This window comes from Alistipes sp. ZOR0009 (genome assembly GCF_000798815.1).
Classification (GTDB): domain Bacteria; phylum Bacteroidota; class Bacteroidia; order Bacteroidales; family ZOR0009; genus Acetobacteroides.
In genome coordinates this window covers 10,510-35,574 of record NZ_JTLD01000029.1, presented here as the reverse complement: position 1 = coordinate 35,574, position 25,065 = coordinate 10,510, and the positions used below count along the sequence as shown (strand labels likewise).

General features: G+C 47.0%; 20 protein-coding genes and 1 CRISPR repeat array. Of the genes, 3 read left to right on the top strand and 17 right to left on the bottom strand.

What is annotated here, in order from left to right:
• The 8 genes from L990_RS20380 to L990_RS09055 all read right to left on the bottom strand — a co-directional run.
• On the bottom strand, positions 1-324 hold a 324-nt coding region (locus L990_RS20380; RefSeq protein ID WP_231562269.1), incomplete at its 3' end, for a hypothetical protein.
• Positions 325-617: 293 nt separating this feature from the next.
• A CRISPR array of direct repeats spans positions 618-1,115; the repeat unit is 36 nt; unit sequence GCTGTACTTCCCTTACAAAGGTAAGGATATAACAGC.
• Positions 1,116-1,265: 150 nt separating this feature from the next.
• On the bottom strand, positions 1,266-4,127 hold the full coding sequence (locus L990_RS09085; protein ID WP_047447901.1) for a hypothetical protein: 2,862 nt from the start codon (positions 4,125-4,127) through the stop codon (positions 1,266-1,268).
• A 420-nt stretch (positions 4,128-4,547) separates the two neighbouring features.
• Positions 4,548-4,844 carry a putative quinol monooxygenase gene (locus L990_RS09080; RefSeq protein WP_081981658.1) on the bottom strand — a complete coding sequence of 99 codons (297 nt, stop codon included), beginning with the start codon at positions 4,842-4,844 and terminating at the stop codon, positions 4,548-4,550.
• Positions 4,845-5,415: 571 nt separating this feature from the next.
• The gene (locus L990_RS09075) at positions 5,416-6,069 is read right to left on the bottom strand and encodes an NAD(P)H-dependent oxidoreductase (RefSeq protein ID WP_047447898.1); all 654 of its coding nucleotides are present in this window, start codon (positions 6,067-6,069) and stop codon (positions 5,416-5,418) included.
• A gap of 641 nt (positions 6,070-6,710) precedes the next feature.
• A complete protein-coding gene (locus L990_RS09070) occupies positions 6,711-7,829 on the bottom strand; it encodes an alkene reductase (protein ID WP_047447896.1) in 1,119 nt (372 codons plus the stop codon).
• 252 nt (positions 7,830-8,081) lie between these two features.
• The gene (locus L990_RS09065) at positions 8,082-8,735 is read right to left on the bottom strand and encodes an NAD(P)H-dependent oxidoreductase (RefSeq protein WP_047447893.1); all 654 of its coding nucleotides are present in this window, start codon (positions 8,733-8,735) and stop codon (positions 8,082-8,084) included.
• Positions 8,736-8,762: 27 nt separating this feature from the next.
• Positions 8,763-9,722 carry a polysaccharide deacetylase family protein gene (locus L990_RS09060; protein WP_047447891.1) on the bottom strand — a complete coding sequence of 320 codons (960 nt, stop codon included), beginning with the start codon at positions 9,720-9,722 and terminating at the stop codon, positions 8,763-8,765.
• Between the two features lie 12 nt (positions 9,723-9,734).
• Positions 9,735-10,151: a DoxX family protein gene (locus L990_RS09055; RefSeq protein ID WP_047447889.1), complete on the bottom strand. Its 417-nt coding sequence runs from the start codon at positions 10,149-10,151 to the stop codon at positions 9,735-9,737.
• A 75-nt stretch (positions 10,152-10,226) separates the two neighbouring features.
• On the opposite strand from L990_RS09055, the gene L990_RS09050 reads away from it, so the two are divergent.
• Positions 10,227-11,075: an AraC family transcriptional regulator gene (locus L990_RS09050; protein WP_047447887.1), complete on the top strand. Its 849-nt coding sequence runs from the start codon at positions 10,227-10,229 to the stop codon at positions 11,073-11,075.
• Between the two features lie 34 nt (positions 11,076-11,109).
• Here the strand turns inward: L990_RS09050 and L990_RS09045 are convergent, their stop codons facing one another.
• From L990_RS09045 to L990_RS09035, 3 genes are all read right to left on the bottom strand, one after another.
• Positions 11,110-11,700: a hypothetical protein gene (locus tag L990_RS09045; RefSeq protein ID WP_047447885.1), complete on the bottom strand. Its 591-nt coding sequence runs from the start codon at positions 11,698-11,700 to the stop codon at positions 11,110-11,112.
• A gap of 307 nt (positions 11,701-12,007) precedes the next feature.
• Positions 12,008-15,196: a UvrD-helicase domain-containing protein gene (locus L990_RS09040; protein ID WP_047447883.1), complete on the bottom strand. Its 3,189-nt coding sequence runs from the start codon at positions 15,194-15,196 to the stop codon at positions 12,008-12,010.
• A gap of 591 nt (positions 15,197-15,787) precedes the next feature.
• Positions 15,788-16,930 (bottom strand): DEAD/DEAH box helicase, encoded by a 1,143-nt coding sequence (locus tag L990_RS09035; protein ID WP_047447881.1) that lies wholly within the window; start codon positions 16,928-16,930, stop codon positions 15,788-15,790.
• A 283-nt stretch (positions 16,931-17,213) separates the two neighbouring features.
• On the opposite strand from L990_RS09035, the gene L990_RS09030 reads away from it, so the two are divergent.
• Positions 17,214-19,844 (top strand): transglutaminase-like domain-containing protein, encoded by a 2,631-nt coding sequence (locus tag L990_RS09030; RefSeq protein WP_047447879.1) that lies wholly within the window; start codon positions 17,214-17,216, stop codon positions 19,842-19,844.
• A gap of 201 nt (positions 19,845-20,045) precedes the next feature.
• Positions 20,046-20,780: a copper homeostasis protein CutC gene (locus tag L990_RS09025; protein ID WP_047447877.1), complete on the top strand. Its 735-nt coding sequence runs from the start codon at positions 20,046-20,048 to the stop codon at positions 20,778-20,780.
• Positions 20,781-20,822: 42 nt separating this feature from the next.
• Here L990_RS09025 and L990_RS09020 read toward each other — a convergent pair whose 3' ends face one another.
• From L990_RS09020 to L990_RS08990, 6 genes are all read right to left on the bottom strand, one after another.
• Positions 20,823-21,347, bottom strand: a complete 525-nt coding sequence (locus L990_RS09020; protein ID WP_047447875.1) for a hypothetical protein — start codon at positions 21,345-21,347, stop codon at positions 20,823-20,825.
• 710 nt (positions 21,348-22,057) lie between these two features.
• On the bottom strand, positions 22,058-22,561 hold the full coding sequence (locus L990_RS09015) for a hypothetical protein (RefSeq protein WP_047447873.1): 504 nt from the start codon (positions 22,559-22,561) through the stop codon (positions 22,058-22,060).
• A 252-nt stretch (positions 22,562-22,813) separates the two neighbouring features.
• On the bottom strand, positions 22,814-23,266 hold the full coding sequence (locus L990_RS09010; RefSeq protein WP_047447871.1) for a hypothetical protein: 453 nt from the start codon (positions 23,264-23,266) through the stop codon (positions 22,814-22,816).
• Between the two features lie 582 nt (positions 23,267-23,848).
• A complete protein-coding gene (locus tag L990_RS09000; protein WP_047447866.1) occupies positions 23,849-24,289 on the bottom strand; it encodes a hypothetical protein in 441 nt (146 codons plus the stop codon).
• 116 nt (positions 24,290-24,405) lie between these two features.
• Entirely contained in the window at positions 24,406-24,822 is a 417-nt protein-coding gene (locus tag L990_RS08995; protein ID WP_156121469.1) for a hypothetical protein, read from the bottom strand.
• 9 nt (positions 24,823-24,831) lie between these two features.
• Positions 24,832-25,065: hypothetical protein (locus L990_RS08990; protein WP_197057265.1), on the bottom strand; the 234-nt coding region annotated here is incomplete at its 5' end.

The following is a 25,065-nucleotide window of genomic DNA, read 5'->3' as shown; positions in this document are numbered from 1 at the left end:
CCCTCCCGCCCCTACTTCGAGCGGATAAAAAGGAGCTTTTCTCGTGAGGTTAAGAGTTTTCCTTGCGTGGTTAGGAGTTTTCCTCGCAAGGTTAAGAGTTTTTCTCGCGTGGTTAGGAGTTTTCCTCGCGAGGTTAGGAGTTTTTCCCGCGAGGTTAGGAGTTTTCCTTGCGAGGTTAGGAGTTTTCCTTGCGAGGTTAGGAGTTTTTCTCGCGAGGTTAAGAGTTTTTCTCGCGAGGTTAGGAGTTTTTCTTGCGAGGTTAAGAGTTTTTCCCGCGAGGTTAGGAGTTTTTCTCGCGAGGAAAACTGGTAATGGAAGGCCCATTTAAGCCAACCATAAAGCCTACCGCTTAAATTAGTATGCACTACAATATACTGTAGCGAGGTTAACGGGTTATACAACACCCAATACGCCACCCAGCAGCTCCCAACCCGAACACCAAGGGGCACCAACCCAAGGGTGGCCCCCTGCTGTACTGCCGCTGGCAACAACCACCCCACGGGCAGCCTAGAAATAAAAAAATGGAGCTAGCGTAGCCGCTAGCCCCCGTAAATCTTCATTTATTCTATCCAAAAAATCGTACCACCCTCTCCAAAACAGCCGCTTACAGCGGACTTGCTGTACTTCCCTTACAAAGGTAAGGATATAACAGCAATCACTTCGGATGAAACAGTTTAAAAGCAGCTGTACTTCCCTTACAAAGGTAAGGATATAACAGCTGAGACAATTTTACATAAAACATGCTGACGGCTGTACTTCCCTTACAAAGGTAAGGATATAACAGCGGTACTTTACATCCATGAAATCCAGTATTTGCTGTACTTCCCTTACAAAGGTAAGGATATAACAGCTACTAATGACAAACATTCAACAAGCAATTCGCTGTACTTCCCTTACAAAAGTAAGGATATAACAGCCTTTCCTCCTTCTTACGAATACTCTTGCAGACTGTACTTCCCCTACAAAGGCAAGGATATAACAGTTGTAGTTACAGGTGTTTTATGAACGAGCGGGCTGTACTTCCCTTACAAAGGTAAGGATATAACAGCTTCTATCTTATAGATGATATGATAACATTCGCTGTACTTCCCTTACAAAGGTAAAGATATAACAGCAGGCGATGAGTACAATAGAACCTAAAAAGCAGCCATATTTCCCTTACAAAGGGAGCTATCACATCCACAAATTCAACCCCATACGGGTAAGCTACAGCAAGTATACCCCCTATTAGGCGAAGGGAGGTGCGCCTCCTTGTAGCACCTCTCTTACTGCGAGCTATTAGCCATAAGCTCCTCTCTACGTTGCTCCCTTACCTCCTTTGTACGCCTAATATACTCCACGGCCTCGCTGGCCTCCTTCGGGAAGTAGGCACTTAGCTTACCTATGGCATCGGCATACGAGATTACGTTATCGTGCAGCACATCGTTGCGGATACCGCACAAACCAGCATCTGCCAAACGGCACTCCTTTACCAACGCACTAAAAGGAATAAACTTTCCGTACTCGATAATAGCCTTCCTTCGCTCGTCTAGTAGGAAGCTTAGCAGCTTGCGCTCCACATCGAGCAGCATCATGGTGGCCGCTTCGCGCTCTATCGACGACTCGCTGTGGTTCTCCTTTAGCCAGCTGGTTAAATTAGAGTAGCGGGGGCTGCAACAAGTGCAGAGATCCTCCTTCCTCCTTACATTTCGGCACTCCTCGCACAGCTTTTGCTTTACGCGGTTATCCAAATACTCCTTAAAAGCCAAAATATGCTTCCGTGGTATAAGGTTATAGGCCTTGCGGAGGTTGGAGAGGTTGACATGGGTAAGGGTAAAATCCAAATCATCGAAACGAATAGACAGCCAGGCATTCTGCACCTCGTACACATCGGCCAACTTTTGCTGCCTTTCGGGATTATCAAGCGTCACCGCGCACTTAGAACCAACATTAAGCAGCCGCTCGCGGTAGCGTTGGGCAACCAGCACCAGCACCTTATCGTTGGTGTGCACCCGCTCTACCTCACCCACTAAATTATATAGTTTCTTACATGCTGCATCAGCTGCAGCTTGTCTTTTTTGTAAGGTTTTAATATTTTCTACCGTATAGAAGTTCCTAAGCCAAAGCTTTTGCGCCTTTTTATCTTGCCTTATAAATGCTGCAAAGCTCATTTCTCTTTTTCCGAGAAACGAATAGAACCTCAACTCTGTCAGCTTGGAGGGAATAGCCGCCTGCGCCTTGGGTTTTGGGGTAGCGGCAGCGGCATAACCGTGCATAACCACAAGCTTAACCTCCCTTTCGAGCTGCTCGGGGGTATACTCCTTTAGCTTATCGTAGAGCTTTAACCCCACCCTATCGGCAATAGCCTCCACCTTGGCCGTTCCTTTTCCTATGCTCATTAGCTGCTTGCGGCACCACTCCACCGTTCCCTTTAGGCAAAGCATGTAAAGCCCATGCAGCGAGGTGGCAGAGGTTAGCTTTCTCATTTCGGGCTTAAGCCGCCCACTTGCCTCCAGCTCCTTCCACAGCGCCAAAGGATGGCTGTCGTAGTCGCCAACAAGGTAGTGGTACATCTGAAACTCCTCGTCCTTTAGCCCTCTATGAGCCTTTTCGGTAGGCTGCTGACGAAACTTTTCGTCGTCGCTGAAAAAGAGGTACAGGTAATCTATAACCGATTTTATCTTATCGATATGCAGAGCTGGGTTCTGCGAGAGCAGCAGCTGCTCGTGCCGTAGTAAGATTGCCTTTAAGCGTTTCTCTACAGCGGAAACACCTTCCGAGCAGTCAAAGCGGTTGCTAAGCAAGTCGCATACCCGTTTGGGGAGCAGCTTTCGGAGCTCGCGCCTTAGCTCCTCGCCATTCGAAGCTGGCCTTAGCAGCAGCTTATCGAGCAGCGGTCGGTAATCCTCTACATCAACCCGCCCTTCCTTTATAGTCTGCCCGCTTATTGTCAGTATTTTTTCGTAAAGCAGATGAAGATGGTAGAGGTATTGCTCTACGCTTTTATTTACATCCTTACCATTAATCGAAGCATACACCATATTGCGCAACTCCTCCACGCTAATGGTTCCCTGCAGCTCGCTAATACGCACCACATTTTGTGCTTGTGGCATATACGAATAGTAAACGTTGCCATTCCGAACCACAAAGTTGTAGCATCGCTCCTCTTGGGCAACGGCAGCATCCTGATAGTGGAATTGTCCTCGTCCCTCCTTTGTAGAGTAGTCGTTTTGCTTAAAGGTAATGCAGGGCAGCACCCCAAAATCGACGATGTAACGCATCAGATAGTAAGGAAACTTATCCTTTTCGCGAATAAGCAGCCTATATCGAGCCTTATTCTCATCACTTTCGTTGGATGTCTCCCTATTTTTGATGTACCTCTCGTTCTCTTTGCTCAAATCGACAACCCCATCGCACACTTTGGGCACCCGGTTTAGGTCGCCAATAATATCTTGGAAGATTAAAAAGTCCTGCTCCTCTATTCCAATGTGCTTGTGAGACTCACGGGTGCAGTATTTGGTAAAAATGGTTCGCTTTATCCGCCCTTCCTCATCAGTTCGTTTAAAAAATCGAAGCTCGTTAAGAAAGCGCTCGGCCTGTCCCCTTTTTAAAAAGAGGCAGCAGAAGAAAATCAGCCCATCGCGAAGTATTTCGTACTTCCTTTCTCCCTCGTTCCACCTAAAAAGGGTGATTTCTGGCAGAGAATATCTAAAAAGCCGATTGGTAATAAAGTGATGAAAGTTATAGGGAAGTTTCTCCCCTATAGCTGTGGTGTCAACAAGCTCGTCGCTGTAAAAGTATTGCGTGTCCAAATAGAAGCAATGCGAGAAGTAATTCCTATAGAAGCATAGCCTACGAACAAGATCCGTCACAATAACCTTTACCTCTTCCGTGCTGTATGCCTTATCGGGGTGATCTTCCTTGCTCAACCAAATGAATGAGGCAATTTGCCTTAATATTGCGGGCGGCAATGTATCTAGGCTCTTTTCAATCTTATCGGGATTCGATTCAACTTCACCAAACATCATCCCCTCTACGTTAGAAAGAGCCAGATTAAAGTAGGTAGCAAAGGTTGCCTCCTCCTGCTTCTCGTTTCCAGGTGCGTAGGCAAACTGATGCTCCCGAAACGCCCCAATTTCGTTACTCATAGTTATTAGCAATATGTTTACCTCAAAAATAGCAAATCTCCCATCGAAATTATCGCAATTGATGCAGCATGCTAAGAAAAGTTTGAACAAATCAAGCTATAAGAATAGCCAGAAGAGAAACACCAATGGATTTTAAGCGACCAACCTTCGTTGATAAAAGAGCCTAAGCCATAAATTGACGCAGGCCTAAGCCAATTCAAGACCCGACTAAAAGAAACCCGCCAAAAGAGAGGATGCAAAAACGCCGAAGAGTAGCTCTTCGGCGTTCGGCTCTTTACTAACGTCTGCTAGGTAGCGTCCCCTGCCACCACATTACCGTTGCTGATTTTCCTGCGACCTGTTATCTCCGGTTATGAAATCTTACCGAGGTAAGAAGGCTTAAAATATGGGGTTAAAAACATACCAACAATCCATTAGCGGCTAAGCAACCAGCTGCTTTCGGAGGTTCACCACGTTAAGTGTTTGGAGTATAGACTCCGTTTTTTGCTTAAACAGGCCAAAAAACGAGCTTCGTACGTGCGAGAGGATTACCGACTCGTCGAGCCAAACCTCGTACAGCATAAATACAGAAGGATTGTCTAACCCCTGATGTAAATCGCACTGCTCGCACGCCTCATCCTGCCTCGATACCTGAACAAATTCCTGCAGGAGCTTCATCAGCTCGTTCTCCTGTCCCTCGCCGGCGGTCATTGTGGTTACCACCACTCTACTTCCCATCGATTCTCAAAATTAAATTAACATTTAGTTGCCAAACATATGCAGCGACAAGCTCAAGGCTCGTATCGTATGCTCAAAAATGAAATCAAACAGGGCCTACCACTAAATGTTCAGTAGCCATTTATACGGTAGCATCCATTTATTTTTAGTAGCTGGTAGTAGTACGACTTTTATCCTACCTTTTTACAATTAAAAATCGGATAGATGTGGCAGTTCCTCCCATCTTCCGCACATAGCAAGCAGCAGCATCTACGCCCTAACAGACAGTATGCTCTTTTCCTCGTCTCGCTTTTCTTACAATAAAAGCTTCAGCACGTTTTCCTCCAACAGCCTCCTTTTAGAACCTCACCATAGCCAAAATATAGGGGATGTATTGCCGTATCATCCCCTATACTGGCCTTGGTTTTACACTAACTACAACATCTGAAGCTTCGCTTTCGCATCAAAACGTTTCACCATTTCCAACCGTCAAACAAAAAGCTACACATCAGCAAAGGTCGTCCACTTTTTACCTCCAAGAGAGACACCTACTATACTTTAATTTAACCTGCTGTGTCAAAAAATAATCTATTTAGAACACCTCAACAATCTCGGACAGCGGTTTTCGGGTTTTAGGTTGGGGCTGATACCTGCGATAGCCGAAGGCAACCATGTGCACCACGCCCATACGAGCGGTGTCTACCCCAAAATGAGCGGCAAGGATGCCGTCGGTAGTTTTGTGGTTAAACGCCTCAATGGCGCACGAGTCGATTCCCATTAAGGCGGCTGCGGTCATCATATTGCCTAAGGCAATGTAGCATTGCTTCGAGGCCCAATCAAAAAGCGCACGGTCGTCGCTTAAATCGAGATCGCGCGTTTGAAATTCGGTAAAAAGAGACTCCGTTAGCATTGCCTGCACTTCCGACATTCCCTGTATATCGCGCATCATATACCGAAGGTAGGGACTTCCTGCCCGCATCTCATCCTTTCGGCACAGAGTTACCACCAGGTGGCTGGCCGTTTCGATCTTAAGCGTACCACCCCAAGCTCCCTCCTTAAGGAGCTCGCGAAGCGCCTTCTGCTGCACAACTAAAAACTTCCAAGGCTCGAAACCAAACGCGCTTGGCGAAAGACGCGCAGCCTCGAGGATAAGATCAAAATCATCCTCTGCGACCTTTTTCGATGTATCGAACTCCATACATGCGTGCCTAACGTTGAAGGCGTTTAAAATATCAGACTTATACATACCTCGTTATATTAATCAATAGTAAGCAACAGCAGATAGAGGGCGCACCATTCCGCTCCTCCCTCAATAAGAAACGGCGAGGCAAGCTATAGCAGGAGGTATTTATGCATCGAAAAGTGGGGACCGTTGTTAGCCTTGGCCCCCTCTGCCTAGCAATCTTAAAAAAGTTGATGCGCTAGCATCCAACCTCGAGCTGCAGGCTCGTTCTGCACGGCCTCCATTGCGCTATGCCGCCTCGTAATGGTGCGCCTGGAGGAGCAAACTTATAAATGTTTTTAGGTTCATTGCTCTACCCCTATGGGCAACTGCAAGGCGACGCTACTGAAGATGTATCCTTAAATTTTCACTAGCAGGTAAACGCAGCGCCATGACTACACCCAACGGCTATGCTCGACAGCATGCGGCAAAACCTGCTTACGCAGCATGGCTGCAAGCAAACCCGAGCACAAATGCTTTTTAAATAGGATAAAAACGAGATACAGGGCTACCCTTATCGGGAAGGCTAAGAGGTGTTCCTACAAAAAGGGAAGAGCCGCATTAACCTGCGGCTCTAAGAACTCCTATGGTGGCATGCAGTACAGTCTATCCCGTCAGAAAATCTGTCGTTAACGGGCTTCCAATAGGATAGGCACCTGCTGCTGCTATATGCTATCACCAGATTCGAGGTAGAAGGGGTAGTCGGTGTACCCGTGAGCTCCGCCGCCGCCAAAAAGCGTATGGCTATCGGTGATGGGGCTCAAGGGTTTCTTTAACAGCACCCTCATGGGGAAATCGGGATTGGAGATAAAGCTGCGGCCAAAGCCCACCAAGTCCACCAGCCCTTGATCTATGAGCAGATCGCCCTCTTCGGGTGTTTTGTTGCCCGTGGCGATGATAGCCCCGGCAAACACCTGGCGCAGGCGCTGCCTAAACTCGAGCGGTATTTGCGGCGCATCGTCCCAGTCGGCCTCACAAAGGTGAATGTAGGCGATACCCAGCTCGTTTAGCCGCTCGGCGGCAAGCAGTATGGTTGGCTGTATCTCCGGATCGTCCATATCCTTAAACCTGATAAAGGGCGATAGGCGTACGCCTACCCGCTCCTTTCCTACCGCATCGACCACCGCCTGGGTAACCTGTAGCAGCAGGCGAATGCGGTTCTCGGCCGAGCCTCCATACTCGTCGGTGCGGAGGTTGGAGTTGGAGCGAAGAAACTGATCGATAAGGTAGCCGTTTGCCGCGTGCACCTCAACGCCATCGAAGCCTGCCTCTATGGCATTGGCAGCGCCACGGGCAAAATCGGCAACGGTGCTTTGAATATCCTCTGCGCTCATTTCGCGTGGGGTATCAACTGGAACAAAGGTGGCGTCGCCATTAGGTGCTCCGTCGAAGATATAAACTGATGTTCCCTGTGCCGCCACCGCCGACGGCGCAACGGGCTGAAGTCCGTTTACAAGGTGACTCCCTACTCTTCCTACATGCCAAAGCTGCAGGAAGATTTTTGCGCCTGCGCTATGCACCTTATCGGTTACCTTTCGCCAGCCATCAACCTGCAGGGAGGTGTATATACCCGGCGTGCGGGCATACCCTTTACCTTGAAGAGACACCTGTGTTGCTTCGGTAATAATAAGGCCTGCAACGGCTCGCTGATGGTAGTAGGTTGCCATCAGATCGTTGGGAATATCGCCCGGTTGAGTTGCCCTCGAACGGGTCATCGGTGCCATAACGAACCTGTTCTTTAGGCCGATATCGTTTAGCTGAAAAGGTTTAAAAAGATGATCCATGTATGTGTTGCTTTTAAATATATGCGCTTCGCAAAAAGAGGCAGACTGAGGGAAGGCCGTTCCTCCTTCCCTTTCAGTCCACCATTAGTACATACCTACTCCCGAGGGCCTTCGGGGAATTAATTCGGTTATGAATTCATAATAAAACAGTGAAGAATAATTCTGGGGTTTGTGTTGTTTACTCCTCAATAACACATAATACACAAGAGCATAACAGCGTTTATGTCGAATTAATCCCAACCGAAAAGCGATCTAGAAGGTTTGCACAATTTCAGCTAGCAGTTTTCGGGTTTTAGGTTGAGGCTGAGCTATGCGGTATCCGAAGGCAACCATATAGGCTACCCCGAATTGTGTTGTATCGATGCCAAAATGGTCGGCCAATACCCCGTTCGTTTGCTGCTGGTCGAACCCTTCTATTGGACATGAGTCGATACCTCGAAGCGCGGCAACGGTCATCATGTTTCCAAGGGCGATATAGGCTTGCTTGGCGGCCCAATCGAAAAGCTTTCGCTCATCGGTCAAATCAAAATCCTTCTCCTGAAATGCCTTAAAGTAGCTGGCTCTTGTTTCAATCACATTTTGCGGATGGTGCTGTACATCACGCATCATGTACTGAATGTAGTCGCTATCGTAGCGCATGTCAGCCTTTCGGCAAAGGGCAACCACAAAGTGGCTGGCCGTATCGAGCTTCAGGGTGGCCCCCCAAGCTCCCGCTTTAAGCTTCTCCCTATATGCTGGATTCTGTACAACTAAAAACTTCCAAGGTTCGAAGCCAAATGAGCTGGGCGAAAGGCGAGCCGCCTCCAAGATTAGCTCAAATTCCTCGCTGGGGATCATCTTCCCCTTGTCAAACTCCTTGCAGGCATGCCTAAAGTTGAAGGCTGCCAAAATTTCTGCTCTTTCCATGCTCTCTTCTTCTTTTAATCTTTCGTTCTAATTATTGTAGGCGGCCTCGTAGTTATCTACGGGCGTATTCGGATCGTTTATCACCATTTTGGCAATGTCTACCTTACGCATAAAAACAACTCCCTTATGCTCCTTAGCGTAACGGATAAACTCGTCCATCACCTTTACAACAGCCGGAGTTCCTCCTATCCTGTCATGTAGGCTAACCGACATCATCCGACGCCTAGTTGCCCCCTCGCTATAAAGCTGATCGAACTCCGCCTTTAGCTGGCTAAGGAACTGATCGGGACTCCAATGCTTACCTTCGATATTGACAATGTCGTTATTACGAAGGGTGTAGGGCATTACCACAAACTTTTTGCCACGAACAATCTCGATAAAGGGCTCATCCCTACTCAAGTCGTCGATATGGTAAAGGAAACCCAGATCTTGCAGCACCTTCACCGTATTGGGACTCCGACGCAGCCAGTTGCTGTTATATCCCACGGCATGTTGGCCTGTTATGGCCGCCACCGTATCAACACCCTTCTTGATAAATTGTTTTTCCTCATCGTATGCCATATCCCACTGGTTGCTCCAACGAATTCCGTGGGCAGCAATCTCGTGACCCCTGTTGGCAATAGCTTTTGCCACCTCGGGATAGCGAACTGCGGCTTGGCCAACAACATGCGAGGTAACCTTAACGCCATGCTTGTCCCATAAATCGAGCATTCGGTAAACACCCTCAACGGCTCCGTAGTGAAACCAGCTTTGTGCGGGTAGATCGGGCTGCCCGGCTGGCAGCTTATTTCCCGAAAAGGGGCTGTCTGCTCCTTCAGGCTGACCTCCCGTTTCGAACTGCATCGAAAGGGAAATAACGAGCTGGGCATCGTTCGGCCAAGTCGACTCGGCTGCCGGTTTGCCTTCGTTGGTACCGCTCTTCGTTTCTCCGCAAGCTGTAGCCAACAGGCCAGCAAGCAGAGCAGGTAAAAGATACATCTTTTTCATACACTTACTACTTTATTTAATAATCTCTTTTCGGCTATCCAAAAGCCTATCAATAGAAAATCCATTGTAACCAAGGTTGTACAGCAGGAAGGAAACAAACAGCGCGTAGATCATTTGAAAGGCTGCCCACTCCCATTTTTGAATGAGGCAGGAACCAAGAACTAGCACCGCGAGGTAACCTCCTAATGCCAAAAGAACATTTCGAGAGAAGAGCCCAACAACGAGTAATCCGCCTAAAAAAAGCTCTATGAAGGGAACGGCATAGCTCCATGCTTGCACCAAAGGGAGCGGTAGAATGCAATCTTTATATAGCCCCACCATCCATTCGCTAAAGCTATTTAAGGATGGTACTCGAACCACCCCGTGCGCCCATATGTTTATGCCCAAGACTATTCGGGCAACCACCACTGCATACTCTCGATCTTTCATTTTCTTTTTTCACAAACATACCGCTGCACACGTTGATAAAAAATGTATTTTTCGAGCATTAAATTGTAAAAACCCATGCCAACCAAATTCAAGCAACATTCTCCCATTGTGGTACAACGCATAATTAGCCAACAATGGACCTACCCGGTACACAATCACGACCACTTCGAGATTATTCTTGTGGAAAGAGGGAAAGGATTACACGATATTAACGGAAAGGTGGTAAGCTACCAGGAGGGCAGCATATTCCTGCTTACCCCCGACGATTCCCACAGCTTCAAAATAGAGGAAGAAACCTCCTTCTTATACATCAAGTTTACGGAGTACTTCTTCCATAAGGATAAGGACAAGCAGGAAAAGGCTAGATGGATCCATAAGATGGAGACGATACTCTACCAGCCCAACGTCATCCCTGGCGTTATCACCTACGACGAAAACGATAGGGCCTTTATTTTGACCCTAGCCAAGCAAATTGAGACCGAATTCAGCAGCGATCGCTGCTATAGCGAGGATATTATGGCCGACTGCTTGGGGACTATCATCAGCGTCATTGCCAGAAGCATCTGCTACATCCCCGACCATCAGGAACGCGCCCAAGCCAACAACAGCAGCAAGGTAAATCAGATTATCAACCACATCAGAAAGAGCGTTTACCAAGCCTCTGAGGTACGTATAAAAAATCTGGCCGACCATTTTAATATGTCGGAAAACTATATAAGCTCGTACTTTAAAAAGCAGACAGGCGAATCGCTAAAAACCTACATCTTGAAGTACCGGCTAAACTTGGTGATGTACCGCCTAAAAAAAAGCAACGACACCATCTCCGAAATAGCCTACGATCTGGGCTTTTTCGACGACAGCCACCTCTCGCGGCTATTCAAGCAGGAGTTTGGGGTAACCCCGAAGGAGTTTAGGAAGGGATAGCCGAAATCACCTGCTTAAACATCTTCTTACATAATTATAAATCCACGTTAGGAGGAGTAGAAATACAAATCTCTTTTACACCCTTATAGCCAAAAAGAAACGAGAATAGAAGACTATCTTCAATTTTTGAAATATCCACTTTTGAAGAGGTGATTGCTTTCCCAACGGGAGTGCAAATCGCCTCTTTCTTTGATATTACAATAGGAGGTAAATGCCGTCTTATTAATCCGAACTCTTTATAGTAAGACAGAATTACAATAACGTTTTCATCAGAATAGAAGAACATGGGCTCTTCATAAGCAGGCAATCTAACGGGGTATTCACTCCTCATGCTAAAAGGGAGTGCCAGCAATCTGCTATTGGTAATAGTTCCCCTTGTGCTAATCAAAGCTCCTTTCGACGAGTTTTTTTGTATCCAAACTACTATTTTCTTATGCCTCAAAAACCTATAATAATCTTCCAAATAAAAAACCAAGGATAATGTAAATAGTATAACCGCATTTACAATCTGGTCATTGCTAATAGTAATCAACAACCTATTTAAATAGAAGACTAGCGCAGCATTAATTAGAAGCAACAGAAGAAAACTTCCCTTATTGGTTGAAATAAAATGTAAGTAATTCATATATGTAGTTGTGATATAACAAACATAGCTATAATACACCTACAGTCAACTGATCAAGCGGACTTCTTTCTCCATCTTTTATTCAAAAGATAGTAAACCCAACAGAGCCACGTTACCCCGCGGCTTTGTTGGGAGATTACTAGGTTTAGGCTATCAAATATGACATCATTGTCATCCCTTACTCTTTTACAGTGAAGCTTACAGCTCATTATCCAAAGAAATAATGTTTAAAGGAAAAGTCGAAATACAAAAGAGCCGCCCCTACGGGCAGCTCTTCCTGCTATATCATTAAGGGAATCTTCTACGGTTAGCGCAGCTCCACCACGTTGTTGTGGTCGAAGTACCAGAGGTAGCCGCGTACGTTGGGGTACCCCATCTTCTTTAGGGTGTTGATGTAGCCAAATACCTGGTAGCGGTGCGTCTCGTCCTCTATCTCGCCAAACTTAAAGTCCACCACAACGGTATGATTGGCCGATCGCATCACCCTATCGGGACGGCGGACGCGGTACTCCTCCCCGGGTAGGATGATATCGCCTTCGTTTATCACCTCAAACTGAGGATTGAACCATCCGGCCACCACCGGGTTTTCTGTTTTGGATTTTACCTCGTTTAGAATCTCCTGCCGCTCGGTCTCCATCATCAGCCCTTCGTCTATCAGTGTATCGATGGCCGATGGAAGGTCGTCGAGGGTGCCCACCAGCGAAAATAGGCGGTGCATCAGCAGCCCCTTCTTTAGGTTCCCGCTCTCCTGTGCCAACGATATGGCGTAGTTTTGCTTGATCTTAGATAGCGGCTTGCCAATCTTGAAGGAGGTAAGCGGAATAACATTCCCTGCCTCCTCGGCTTTCGGCTGTCCATGCCCCTTTTCGCCAAAGGTAGCAACGATGGCGGGTTGGCCATCCTCGCGCTCCTCTACCTGCACGGCAGGAAGCGTAAGTGCGGCCGCAAAAAGCTGCTCACCAATGTTGTCGCCCGCTCTTTTACCCTTTGGGATGTAGATGTAGAGCTCCTGCTCGGCTCGGGTAAGCGCCACGTAGGCTAGGTTGATGTTGTCGATGTAGCTTTGCAGCTGCTCGGTATATCCCGCACCCGCAAAATCGCTTTTCAGCAGCGCCTTGCTGTAGTCTACTGGGATAACATCGAGGTAGTCGCCCTCCATTTCGAGCGGCGATCCGTCCACCCACAGGGTCGACTTACGCAACCCCGACGAAGGCTCGTACTCCCACGAGGCAAAGGGCATCAGCACAACCTTATACTGCAGCCCCTTCGACTTATGTACAGTCAGAATGGTGATAGCCTCCTCCTGGTTGGGCAGGTAAAGTTCGGTATTGCATCCGCGCTCGTCCCACCACTCCACAAACGAGGAGACATCCGAAATCTTTTGGGTGGCAAAACCCAAAACGGCATCGCAGAAGCCGCCAATAAAGGGCAGTTCATCTATAATGGTATTCAAATGGTATTCGGCAATGATGGCCTCCACCGCCTCGGGCAGCGGAAGGTTTTCTATACGGCCAATAAGGTCGAGGATGCGCTGCGAGGTCTCAGCCTCGAAGTAGCCATGCTCAACAGGCCTGCCCTGTTCAATCTTTTCGATATACGAAACCAGCGCTGCGCTGATGGAATCGGTTGGGGTGATGGACAAGCGTAGCACCGCCACAATAAGATTTATGGCTGCTGAAGACGAAAGGTACAAAGCCCCCTGCGAGATGAAGTTGAACCGGTGCTGCCCCTCGGGATGGCTGGCGTTACGAGCCTCGAGCAGCGCCTCGGCCACCATTTGCCCCTCCTTTTGGCGGCGCACCAGCACGGCAATGTCCGAAGGATGAAAGCCACGCTCGTCCTGCAACTCCACGATCTGCGCCACCAGGGTGTGCATCACGCGCTGGTAGAGCTCGTCGGAGGTCTCCTCTTCGGTAGCCTCCATTCGCTCCAGCCGAACAAACCCGCCCTCCTTGCTGGGCGAGCTGGGAACCTGCTGCGCCACATCTTCGTAGATGGTTGATATGGTTTGGGTTGTCAACCCCGATTCGGCATACCTGCCCTCGAGGCTTTGGGCAAGCACCGGGAATAGGGCGTTGTTAAACTCCACCACGTTGCGCTTGCTTCGGAAATTGGTATCGAGCGAAATCTTCTGCGCATCGAAATCTTCGAATACCCGTCGGCCAAGGGTGAGCCAATCGCCCCCGCGCCAGCGGTAGATGTTCTGCTTAACGTCGCCCACCACCATGGCGTAGCCACCTTGGGCAATGCTATTCTCGAGCAGCGGCCTAAAGTTGCCGTACTGCTGCGAGGAGGTGTCCTGAAACTCATCGATTAGGTACGAGGTGAAGCGGTTTCCCATCTTCTCGTATATGAATGGGGCATCGGTGCCCTCTATGAGCTTGCTCACGATGTAGCTGGTGTCCGAAATGAGCAGCAGGTTGTCTTCGGCGGCCAGCTCGCGCACCTGCCGATCGATGTCGGCCAGCACGCCCAGCGTTCGGAAGTTCTTAATGGCCACCTCAAAGGTGTTTCGTTCGGTGTCGAGGTAGTGCACCAGCTCGCAGAGTATTGGGTTAAGGGTGCTGTACACCGCCTCGGTCATGCGCGGCTTTTTGGCGTGCAGCCAATCCTCTAGGTTGTTGCAGGCCGCCGCAGCCTTGGCGTATCCATCGGGGAATTTGCCCTCTCTGGCCTTTTCGAATAGCGAGGCAAAGCCGGTTTTCCCTCCGGGGATGTCGCTAAAGTCGATCCCGTTGGCACTAAAGAACTCCATGGCGCGCTTCCCACCATCGATATAGCGTTTTTCGGCGGCACGGCTGCGCTCCTGCAGCCGCTTAAAGTATCCGTCGAGGAACGATTTGTCGTTTATCTTTTCGTAGAACGAGGCATCCTGCATCCGAAACTCCTCGCGCATGAGCTGCTTTCCCAGCTCGTTGAGGATGCCCGACAGCTCCCAGCTCTCGCCCTCGTTGAGGCGCTCTTCCACCAGCTCAAAAAGCCAGCGCTGCAGCTGCTCGTCCTCGTGCAGCCCCTCCAGCACCTTATCAACGGCCAACGATAGCACCCGCTCGCCATCGAGTTCGAGCACGTAGCCCGGTTGGATGTTCAGCTCGCGAACAAAGTTGCGCACCACCTTCTGAAAGAACTTGTCAATGGTGGAGATGGCGAAGTTGGAGTAGTCGTGGAGGATGGCCGTGAGCACGCGCTGCGCCCTTGCCGATATTTCGGCTGCCGCCTGCTCGTAGGCAGGGTTGCCGAACTCCTTTTGGAGCTCCTCTACCAGAAAGGCGAGGTAGTTGGGCTCCTTTCCGTTGCCCGTTTGGTGCTTAGCCAGCGTGTAGAGCTCGCCAATAATGCGCGTTTTCATCTCCTCGGTGGCCTTGTTGGTAAAGGTTACCGCCAAAATCGAGCGGTACTCCATCGGGCGACGAATTATCTGCAAAATATACTCGCGGGCAAGGGTGTAGGTCTTTCCAGAACCCGCTGAGGCGTTGTAAACTACTAACGTTGGCATACCTTTAGGCTATAAAAATTGGAATAAGCCTTAAAGATAGAAAAATTGAGGGAAGGCTTGCTCCCCGTTGAGGTAAAATAGGAGTTGTTGGAAAGAGGATAAACGCTAAGGGGCGATTCTTTGGAGAACGGTTGAAATGGCTTACCAACCAGAGCTGAAAGTTAGCTATTAACGGCTGATTAACGGCCTGTCTTCAAGGTAAGAGCGGAAATAGCATGGGTACTTTAGCTGCTTATCATTAAGAAATGCCCACATTTGCGGGCATGACAGCGTATATACACCTCCAACTTTCGTGGGTCGAATCCACGTCTACGACTATCAGACCAACCCTATAAATTCAAGGAGTGCACTCCGGCGACATCCGCCTTCGCGGGTATGGTCGCGCTTGTTTTAGTTCTTCTTACTGGTGAAGCGCCCCGCATATAGAGCAAAAGAAAACCTAACTCCTCTGCTCGCAACAACCATTACAGAAGCCTTTGCAAGCTGCTAAGTTGGCAATAGGCCACCCCACAGCGCAACAGTTTAACAATCTTCCTGCAATTATGGCTACGCAAATAGCATTACGCAATACGCATATCGCAAATCGTCCTTCTAAAATCCCTGTAGGTTGATATCGTCGGTATAGGTAAAGTTAACCCATCGGCCCATCTTCTTTTGGATAACCTTAAAGTGATGCCTATCCTCCTCGCACACCAACGATATGGCCGTTCCGGGAGCCTCGGCGCGTCCGGTTCGTCCAATACGGTGGATGTAGTCCTTTGGCGATCGGGGAAGCTCGTAGTTGATCACGTAGGGAAGATACTCGATGTCGATACCGCGCGAGGCAAGGTCGGTAGCCACCAAGGCGGTGATGCGCCCCTCCTTAAAGTCGGCCAAAGCTCGGGTTCGTGCACCCTGACTCAGCTTTCCGTGCAGCGCGACGGCCTTAATCCCGTTCTGGCGCAGCTTTACCACCACGGCATCGGCGCGCATGGTTTCCGAAACGAAGATGAGCACCTGCTCCATGTTCTCCTGATCGATCAGGTAGCGCAAAAGCGGGCCCTTTCGCTCGGGGGTAACGTAGTAGGCCAGCTGGGTGATGTTGTCGAGGTTCTGCTCTTGAGCCTCCACCTTTACCACAACGGGGTCGTACAGCAATATTTCGTTGAGGTTTAGCACCTCCTTGCTTAAGGTCGCCGAGAAGAGCAGGTTTTGCCGTTTTTCGGGAAGCAGCTTAAAGATGTCGGCCATCTCGTCGCGAAAGCCAAGATTCAGCATCTTATCGGCCTCGTCGAGCACCAGCATTCGCACCTCCGAAAGGCTTACGGCGTTGGAGCTTACCAGATCCAGCAGACGGCCAGGCGTGGCAACCAGAATCTCCACCCCCTGCATCTTTATCATTTGGGGGTTTATGGAGACACCCCCGTAAACGGCAAGGCTCTTAATCCGTTCGGAAAGCGCCGCGCTAAAAAGGCGAACCACCTCCTCCACCTGAATAGCGAGCTCGCGCGTTGGCACAAGCACCAATGCCCCTACATGGCGGTTCCTCGAGGGCGATGCCTTTCTAAGAAGCTCCAAAATGGGCAGCACAAAGCTCATGGTTTTCCCCGAACCCGTTTGTGCAATGCCAAGCACGTCTCGCCCCTGCAGCGCTACAGGAATAGCCTGCGCCTGTATGGGAAAAGGCTTGGTATAGTTCTGCTGCTGAATAACCTTAAGCAGCGATTCTGAAAGTCCGAGGGATGAAAACGACATAAGCATTTGTTAATTGTTGATTGCACCAAACTAATTGGCTGGCAAATATAGCACTTAAAAGAACGCAAACGGGAAAGATCCTTCAGATTAAAGCATTTGAACAAATAGTTGCTGCTTACGCAGCGAGAAAAATCTCCCACAACCGAACAGAATAGGCCATACCCACCCTAGCTAAACATCTTAAATTTCTATGATTCCGCAATCGAGTACAGCTTCTCTTTATGCCATTAAGCCAGAAAGATTGCTACATTTGCCTACCGACTATTCCCGTTAACCAAAATTTATGAGAATTTACGTTACCACCATTGCACTTGCCCTTGTTGCAGCATTTGCAAATGCCAACACGGCAGACAAACACCAAACCAGCAACCTAGCTATCGAAAAGCAGCTACAGCTGCGTAAAAGCCAATTTAAGCACGGAATACCTGATCTCCTTAAATCTGCTGACAAAAAGCAGAACACAGAAGAGTATAAAGCCCTTAGCTTCTTAGCCGCCTTTATGCCCCTTAGCGATATAACCATGCACAGCGGAGCATACGTACAGGAGCAAATCAAGGTAACCTTGGAGGCTAAGAAATTTTTCTCGTGGGACAGTAAGATTCCTGAGGACATTTTCAACCACTTTGTTTTGCCATACCGCATAAACAACGAGTATACCGACGATGCCCGCAAAATTTTCTTTGCCGAGTTAAAGAATCGGATTAAAGGCATGAGCATGTACGATGCCGCTCTAGAGGTTAACCACTGGTGCCACGAGAAGGTAACCTACCGTAGCACCGACGAGCGTACCTCAGGTCCTTTAACCGCCGTTCGTACCGCCTTTGGACGCTGCGGAGAAGAGAGCACCTTTACCGTAGCAGCACTTCGTTCGGTAGGTATTCCTGCACGTCAGGTTTACACTCCACGTTGGGCACATACCGACGACAACCACGCCTGGGTAGAGGTTTGGATCGACGGAAAATGGCACTTTCTTGGCGCTTGTGAGCCAGAAGCCGAGCTAGATCTTGGCTGGTTTGCAGCTCCTGCCAAGCGAGCAATGATGACGCACACCGTTGTCTTTGGACAATATCAAGGGAAAGAGGAATCGCTTCAGAAAGAACCTCTCTACACCCGCATCAACCTGTTAGCAAACTACACCAACACTCGTAACGTATTTGTAAAGGTGGTTGACGCTAACGGAAAGCCAGCGCCAAAAGCCAAGGTCGAATTCATGGTCTACAACTACTCCGAATTTTACCCAATCGGAACAAAGTATACGGATGCAAAAGGAAACAGTTCGCTCGAAACAGGCTATGGCGACCTTATTGCATGGGCTTCTAGCGGCGAGCTTTATGGATACAGCAAAATTTCGGGTAAAAGCAACGACACGGTTACCGTAACCATCGCAAAACCAAACTTTACCCAAAGAACTGAATCCTTAGAGTTAATTCCACCTAAAGTTATCCCAATTGCCCCTGTTAACTCCGCCAAGGCTGCCATCAACAACAGGCGCCTGCACGAGGAAGATAGCATCCGTAATAGCTACGTTGCCACATTTATTGATTCCGCCGCTGTTGCTAAAATTGCGGTCAAGCAGCAAATCGATATCAAAACGCTACTTCCCTTCTTCAAGCAAAGCAGAGGAAACTGGCGCGAAATAGAAGCGTTTGTAGGTAGCCTGACTCCCGCAACCAAAACAGCTGGCATCGGTCTACTTGCATCATTAGCAGAAAAAGATTTCCACGACATTACGGCAGCGATCCTTACCAACCATCTAAACGCCATTGGGAAAGCTAAGGATAATACAGAAATGACGCAGAAGTATGTTTGGGGGTTACGAGTTGGGAAGGAAATGATTACCACATGGAGAAGTTTCCTTCAAAAAAACATACCAGCCAACCTTAAAAAACAGTTTGCTGCAAACCCAAGTACGCTGGTAGCCTGGATCAAGGGCAACATCACCATCGATACCGTAACCAACTACTACAATGTTCCTCTAAGTCCCGAGGCCGTTTACAGCTACCGTATTGCCGATAAGTACTCTCGTAACCTATTCTTTGTAACGGTTTGCCGCTCGCTGGGTGTTGCTGCCAGATTCGAGCCAGCAACCCTTCAGCCTCAATACAACGACAATGGAGTATGGAAAAACGCACAGTTCGAGACAGCCAAAGCAGTTGCCATCGATAGAGGTAAGCTCGTTCTTACCAACGCCTCTGCCGACCCAACATTTACGCCTAAATACTACAGCCACTTCACCGTTGCCAAGTTCCAAAAAGGACAGTTTGTAACGCTCGATTACGAAGGATCGCCCGAAGTGGAGCACTTCCCCTGCACGCTTAACCTAGAGGCTGGGTTCTACCGCGTAATGACCGGAAACCGCCAAAATGATGGTACCGTTCTTTGCAACATCAGCTACTTTACCATCGAAAAGGACAAATCGGTAACCGTTCCTATCGAGCTTCGTCCGTTCATGCAGGATGGCGATGTTTTGGGCAAGGCTGATATGGAGGCAAACTTCACTCCGCTTGCGCCCAACAGCAAAACAAGGCTTAGCGATTACGTATCAGACAAGGGCATTGTAGTGGCCGTTATCGACCCCGACAAGGAGCCAACCAAGCACCTAATCGAAGATCTTAAAGCCGTAAAGCAGCGACTAGATCAATGGGGTGGATATATTCTACTGATTGTAAAAAGCGGCAAGCTAACCATGAGCTTCAACACAGCCAGCTACAGCAACCTTCCTAAAAACATCATTTGGGGATACGATGCCTCCGGAGACATCGGCAACGCCATCGACCTAATGTGCGGCAACAACGGAGGTGCACAAGCTCCTCAGGTTTCTGTCATCAACGGAAAGGGAGAAATCGGCTACTACTCCGAAGGGTATAGCATTAGCCTAGGCGAAACGATTCTCAAAAATCTTCACGCAAAGTAGCCATCAAAAAGCCTTTCAGCACACCGAAAATTCGGCCACGTAAGGCAAAACATAAAAAAGCGTAGCCATTTAGGCTACGCTTTTTCTAAAAACCAAAAACCCCAATAAAACACGCTTATACAGGAATACCATCACAGCCAAGCGTACGAATAAAGCGTTACCTTGCAGGTGGCATCCCGCAGTCAAAAACAATCAATTCGAATGAAGCTAGAAGTTTGCGCCAATTCAGTACAAAGCGCCCTCAACGCGCAGCAGGCCGGAGCCTACAGGGTCGAACTATGCGAAAGCCTTTCTCTCGGCGGCACAACCCCCTCATACGGAACCCTCGCGCTTGCCCGCAAGATACTAAACATTAAGCTAAACGTACTAATTCGTCCACGTGCTGGCGAATTCCTGTACTCCGACATCGAGTTCGAAACCATCAAGGAAGACATCAGCATGGCCAAGCAGCTAGGCGCCGATGGCGTGGTTTGCGGTATCCTCCTAAGCAACGGCAGGGTTGACGTAGCTCGTACCAAAGAACTCGTGGAATTGGCTTGTCCCATGTCATTCACCTTCCACCGCGCCTTCGACTACACCCCAGATCCCTTAGAAGCATTGGAAGATGTCATCGCAACCGGAGCCGACCGCATCCTAACCTCCGGATTAAAGCCAAAGGCCATCGAGGCGGTTAGCCTGCTTACCCAGCTGGTAAAGCAAAGCAACGGCCGCATCATTATAATGCCAGGTAGTGGTGTAAATGCCAGCAACCTACCCGAGCTAGCCAAGTGTGGTGCCCAAGAGTTCCACCTCAGCGGCCAGCACACCTACGAAAGTAAAATGGAGTACCGCAACAGCGACGTACCACTCTGCTCTCCGCCACCTCACGACTACCTAATCTACGAAACCAGCGTAAAGAATATCGAGCTGGCGATCGAGGCCGTAAAAGAGCTTTAATAAAAACCCAAAGAGGGAGTCCGTCAGGCTCCCTCTCTCATTCTAAATAGTTAGAACAACTTTTAGATTCGGGAAAATGAAGACGGTAATTGGGTAGTAATACCTCGATATAGCATTTACACTCCCGTTCCCAAATTTTAACGAGATATTCTTTGCAGCAGCAATAACACCCTGCAGCTCTTTTTCCAAAAAGAATTCCCGATAGCTATTACTCCACCCAACATAGGCATCCACTATTTTTCCCTCTGTACTAGGTAGCAAAACCACGTACATAGTAGCATCATTGCGGCTCAATTTCTTTCTAATATTGGGGATGACATTTTCTATAGATCTCAGCAGATAGTTCTTTATCTCAACCATATTTCCTTCTAAAGGGCAATCTATGTAGGTTAGCTCCTTCCTATAAAGTAGCGATTCTTTTAAATATCCTTTCGTAAAGGAACTACCATCCGCATACTCACTAATCTTGTAAACAAAGGCGTTGCCAACCTCCGTTCGTTCTACATTTTGAGAAAATCCCCGCAAAGCTACTACGGAGAAAATAGTAATCATCAGCCCCTTCTTCATTCGAATGTAGATTTAATGTAACAATGAATACCTCCGCATAACCACCAACAGCAACATAAATGCTCAATGCCATTCAATCCTTCTATAATGTCATGGTTGCGTGATGTTTTTTCGTCTAACAGGTAGCGTAAGTGCCCTTAATGAATCCTCAGCCCCCCTATTACAGCCCCCTACCAACGGATCTAACTTTTTAACACACCCTCAGCTATTAGGTTTAAACAACAGCCACTCATGTACAGGTCTCCTCTAAGTCGCATAGCCATGCCCCCTAGCGGCTTTAAAACGCGTATTAAAAATCTTTTCATTCCCTATATTTTAACCTATTGATACCGCTAATTTAGCTAAAGCCACCCCACTCCCGACGCCCCGTTACTTAAACAAAAAGGTAGTACACCTCCATCCGCTATCCTTTTATTGGGCAGCAAGAGCCATCCTATAAGGCAGCCATTCCCAAATCACCTTACAACAAAGCCTCTTTCCATTTTTTTATAAGTCCACACGCAGGTCATACTCTCCTCAAATCCTACCGACACCCTCGCCCCATTTCCAGTCTACAGAACAATACGCTACCTCTGGTTTTAGCATCCTCATCTATGAAACCAGCGTAAAAAACATCGATCTGGCGGTCGAGGCCACAAAAGAGCTTTAATAAAAACCCAAAGAGGGAGCCTGTCTGGCTCCCCCCTGGTACTACATTCCTAGCCTTGTTTTCAGTTTGGGAAATAGGTGATCGTAAAAGGGTAGCAGTACTTTAAACCACTTTTCAGGCTATCGCAGCTAACTTTTAGCGCAATACTCTTAGCTGCCCCAATAATAGCCTCAAGCTCTTTTTCTGAAAAGAGACCTTTAAAGTTACTATTCCACCCAACAGAGGCATCCTTTACGCACCCGTCAATAGTTGGTAACAAAACCACATATGCGGCTACGTTGCTACGGCTCAACTTTTCCTTAAAATTAGGAATAACCTGCTCAATCTGCTTCAGCAAATCATTCTTGAGCGCTGCTGCATTTCCTTCAAAAATGCAATCACAGTAGGTTAAGTCCTTCTTGTAGAGTAACGACTCTTTTAAATATCCGTTAGTAAAGGTACGTCCATTGGCATGCTCGCTAATGGTATAAACAAGAGCCTCTCCAACTTCCGTTCTCTCCACTTGCTGCGAAAATCCCTGTAATACGCCTACAGAAAAAAGCATAATCACCAGTACTTTTTTCATTAGAATGTAGATGTTATAAAAGTTCTTCATCTCAGTATGTCGTTACCCCTTGCGCTATCAGGTTTACGTAGTCCGACTCGGCCATAATATTGTGGTCGCGCCGTTTTTTTAAGAAAGAGGGCACGACACCCTACCAAAGAATGCCGTAACCCTTAGGTTATTCTATCTCACAAGGCCTATATAAAATCCTATACGCTTTGCTTCTGCCATCCTTTATACTGTCTTTAATTATATTCCGAAAAAAGAGAATACCTACTCCTTAGGCCATATAAAATCGCTGTAAAAATGTATCTGGTAACCTGTACAGCTACATCTATTAATATCTGCAACAGGTATTAGAAAAACCAATCTTTCATTATTTTGATAGTTAATATACCCAAACTTTCGTATAAAATCTTCAGCGCTCAGTTCGCTAAGATAATCCAAGAAATAAACGTTCTTAGACATCAAAACTTGCGATAAGTCAAAAACCGATCTCTTATCATATTCAGGATAGTGTACGCAAGCATGCTTTACCCCTTTAACACTTAATACTTCAAAATATAAATTCTTATCGACAATACTCCTCTGTATAGGCTGTTTGCTTGTTTGTTTCGCTTCCAAAAGAAAAGATCCCTTATACATAAAAAAAAGAGTATCCTTCTGAGACCATGCGCTACTCCACAGCAAAGAACTAAAAAACAGCAGTAAAAATAATTTCTTCATTCCTTTTATTATTTTAAGAGAATCCTCCTAATGCTTAGATAAAGTTCCAACAATACCTACTCCTTAGGCCATATAAAATCGCTGTAAAAATGGATCTGGTAACCTGTACAGCTACACCTATTGATATCTGCAACAGGTATTAAAAAAACCAATCTTTCATTATTTTGATAGTTAATACACCCAAACTTTCGAATAAAATCTTCAGCGCTCAGTTCGCTAAGATAATCCAAGAAGTAAACGTTCTTAGACATCAAAACTTGCGATAAGTCAAAAGTTGTGCATTTATTATATTCGACTAAGTAAGTACACTCATGCTTTACCCCATTTTTTCCTATTACAGAAAAATTTACAACTTTATTGTTGCAAGTTTTCACAATATGCTGGTTCTGAGTAAACCCTTTCTCCGAATAAAAAGTTCCCTTGTACAGAAAAAAAAGAGTATCCTTCTGAGACCATGCGCTACTCCACAGCAAAAAACTAAAAGGCAGCAGTAAAAATAGTTTCTTCATCCTAGTGGCATTCTTTTGTTATTTTAGGAGACTCCTCCTAATGCTTAAATAAGGTTCGAACAACACCGACTCCCTACTCCACGTTTAAAAAGTTGCTTTCAAAGGTAAACTCATAAGCTTTATACCCCCTATCATCCTTGTCAAGCAACGGGATTAGGTAGTAAACATGACCATACTGAAGATATCCGAATCGATCGATAAACTGCCTTCCTGTCAATGAGGTTAAGTATGATAAATTATACCTTTTCCTCAATAAAAACAGATCCTGTCTTGACAAATATATCCACTTATCGTACTTCCCCACATGGGCTAACTCGTGAGTAAGTGAAAATGGGGTACTAATTTCTATGTTAAACCATGTTGAATCTGATCTTAACTTATAGGTGAGCGAATCAGACATTACCTTACACGAATTCTTCACGCTACCATTAAAAATAAAATAGATCGTATCCTTCTGCGCCTTAACACACACTGCTGCCAAGATAAAAATTAGAAAAAAAGCTATCCCTTTCATAAGTTTATTATAATAGTTTCTACTTTACTATCCTACAGTACATCCACCAACCGTCAGGCTTCTAACCTATATAAATAAGTTAGGACAAAGCAAAACCTCGTCCTAACTTAAATTGCCTATATTTTCTCACAATAGGTATATGAAACTAAATAAGCTTTCCCTCTTTTACACTTCAAACTATCCTTAGGTATGATATAAACGTGCTTGTTTTTAAAGAAATTAACCAGAGTTGTATCGCATTGGTTAGCCACCCACTTGGATGTTACAATATTCGTCAGACTATCTATATTTATAGTTAAAACGCTTAATGGCGATCTTGCTTTGAAAAATCCAAAGCTATTTTCAGCACAATCTCCAACTTTTTTCTGTAATACAAAACTTCCAATTTCATCAGCCTTTTTAGGAGAAAATGGAGCATAATAGGACTCAGGGTAATGATAATCGAACAAAATAAAAACCCTTTCCTGCGCCGATATTGATTTGCTCATAGAAAGTATCCCTAAAAGCAAAATTAATTGAACGATATTTTTCATGGTTCTCATTTATTTGCAATCTTTCAAATCACACATTCCTGAAGCTTTATTATAATTTAGATAATCAGAGTGCCAAACTTTATCATTTTTCTTAAGATTAAACTCCTTTGAATCTTCCAAACCAATCCACGCCATCATGCTATAGAATTTTTGGGAGTCAAAATCTTCGCCGTATACCTTACCCACATTCGCATCAAACTCCGCCATATACCCCGCATCATGGTACGCCTTTAGGCCTTGCGC

What these genes read in the sequence shown, in the direction of transcription:
- L990_RS09020 (WP_047447875.1), bottom strand. Translation starts at nt 21,347, where the DNA reads ATGAAGAAGGGGCTGATGATTACTATTTTCTCCGTAGTAGCTTTGCGG.
- L990_RS09080 (WP_081981658.1), bottom strand. Translation starts at nt 4,844, where the DNA reads ATGGGAAGTAGAGTGGTGGTAACCACAATGACCGCCGGCGAGGGACAG.
- L990_RS09070 (WP_047447896.1), bottom strand. Translation starts at nt 7,829, where the DNA reads ATGGATCATCTTTTTAAACCTTTTCAGCTAAACGATATCGGCCTAAAG.
- L990_RS09030 (WP_047447879.1), top strand. Translation starts at nt 17,214, where the DNA reads ATGAGAATTTACGTTACCACCATTGCACTTGCCCTTGTTGCAGCATTT.
- L990_RS09000 (WP_047447866.1), bottom strand. Translation starts at nt 24,289, where the DNA reads ATGAAAGGGATAGCTTTTTTTCTAATTTTTATCTTGGCAGCAGTGTGT.
- L990_RS09060 (WP_047447891.1), bottom strand. Translation starts at nt 9,722, where the DNA reads ATGAAAAAGATGTATCTTTTACCTGCTCTGCTTGCTGGCCTGTTGGCT.
- L990_RS09040 (WP_047447883.1), bottom strand. Translation starts at nt 15,196, where the DNA reads ATGCCAACGTTAGTAGTTTACAACGCCTCAGCGGGTTCTGGAAAGACC.
- L990_RS09050 (WP_047447887.1), top strand. Translation starts at nt 10,227, where the DNA reads ATGCCAACCAAATTCAAGCAACATTCTCCCATTGTGGTACAACGCATA.
- L990_RS09055 (WP_047447889.1), bottom strand. Translation starts at nt 10,151, where the DNA reads ATGAAAGATCGAGAGTATGCAGTGGTGGTTGCCCGAATAGTCTTGGGC.
- L990_RS09085 (WP_047447901.1), bottom strand. Translation starts at nt 4,127, where the DNA reads ATGAGTAACGAAATTGGGGCGTTTCGGGAGCATCAGTTTGCCTACGCA.
- L990_RS09035 (WP_047447881.1), bottom strand. Translation starts at nt 16,930, where the DNA reads ATGTCGTTTTCATCCCTCGGACTTTCAGAATCGCTGCTTAAGGTTATT.
- L990_RS09065 (WP_047447893.1), bottom strand. Translation starts at nt 8,735, where the DNA reads ATGGAAAGAGCAGAAATTTTGGCAGCCTTCAACTTTAGGCATGCCTGC.
- L990_RS09045 (WP_047447885.1), bottom strand. Translation starts at nt 11,700, where the DNA reads ATGAATTACTTACATTTTATTTCAACCAATAAGGGAAGTTTTCTTCTG.
- L990_RS08995 (WP_156121469.1), bottom strand. Translation starts at nt 24,822, where the DNA reads ATGAAAAATATCGTTCAATTAATTTTGCTTTTAGGGATACTTTCTATG.
- L990_RS09010 (WP_047447871.1), bottom strand. Translation starts at nt 23,266, where the DNA reads ATGAAGAAATTATTTTTACTGCTGTTTTTTAGTTCTTTGCTGTGGAGT.
- L990_RS09025 (WP_047447877.1), top strand. Translation starts at nt 20,046, where the DNA reads ATGAAGCTAGAAGTTTGCGCCAATTCAGTACAAAGCGCCCTCAACGCG.
- L990_RS09015 (WP_047447873.1), bottom strand. Translation starts at nt 22,561, where the DNA reads ATGAAAAAAGTACTGGTGATTATGCTTTTTTCTGTAGGCGTATTACAG.
- L990_RS09075 (WP_047447898.1), bottom strand. Translation starts at nt 6,069, where the DNA reads ATGTATAAGTCTGATATTTTAAACGCCTTCAACGTTAGGCACGCATGT.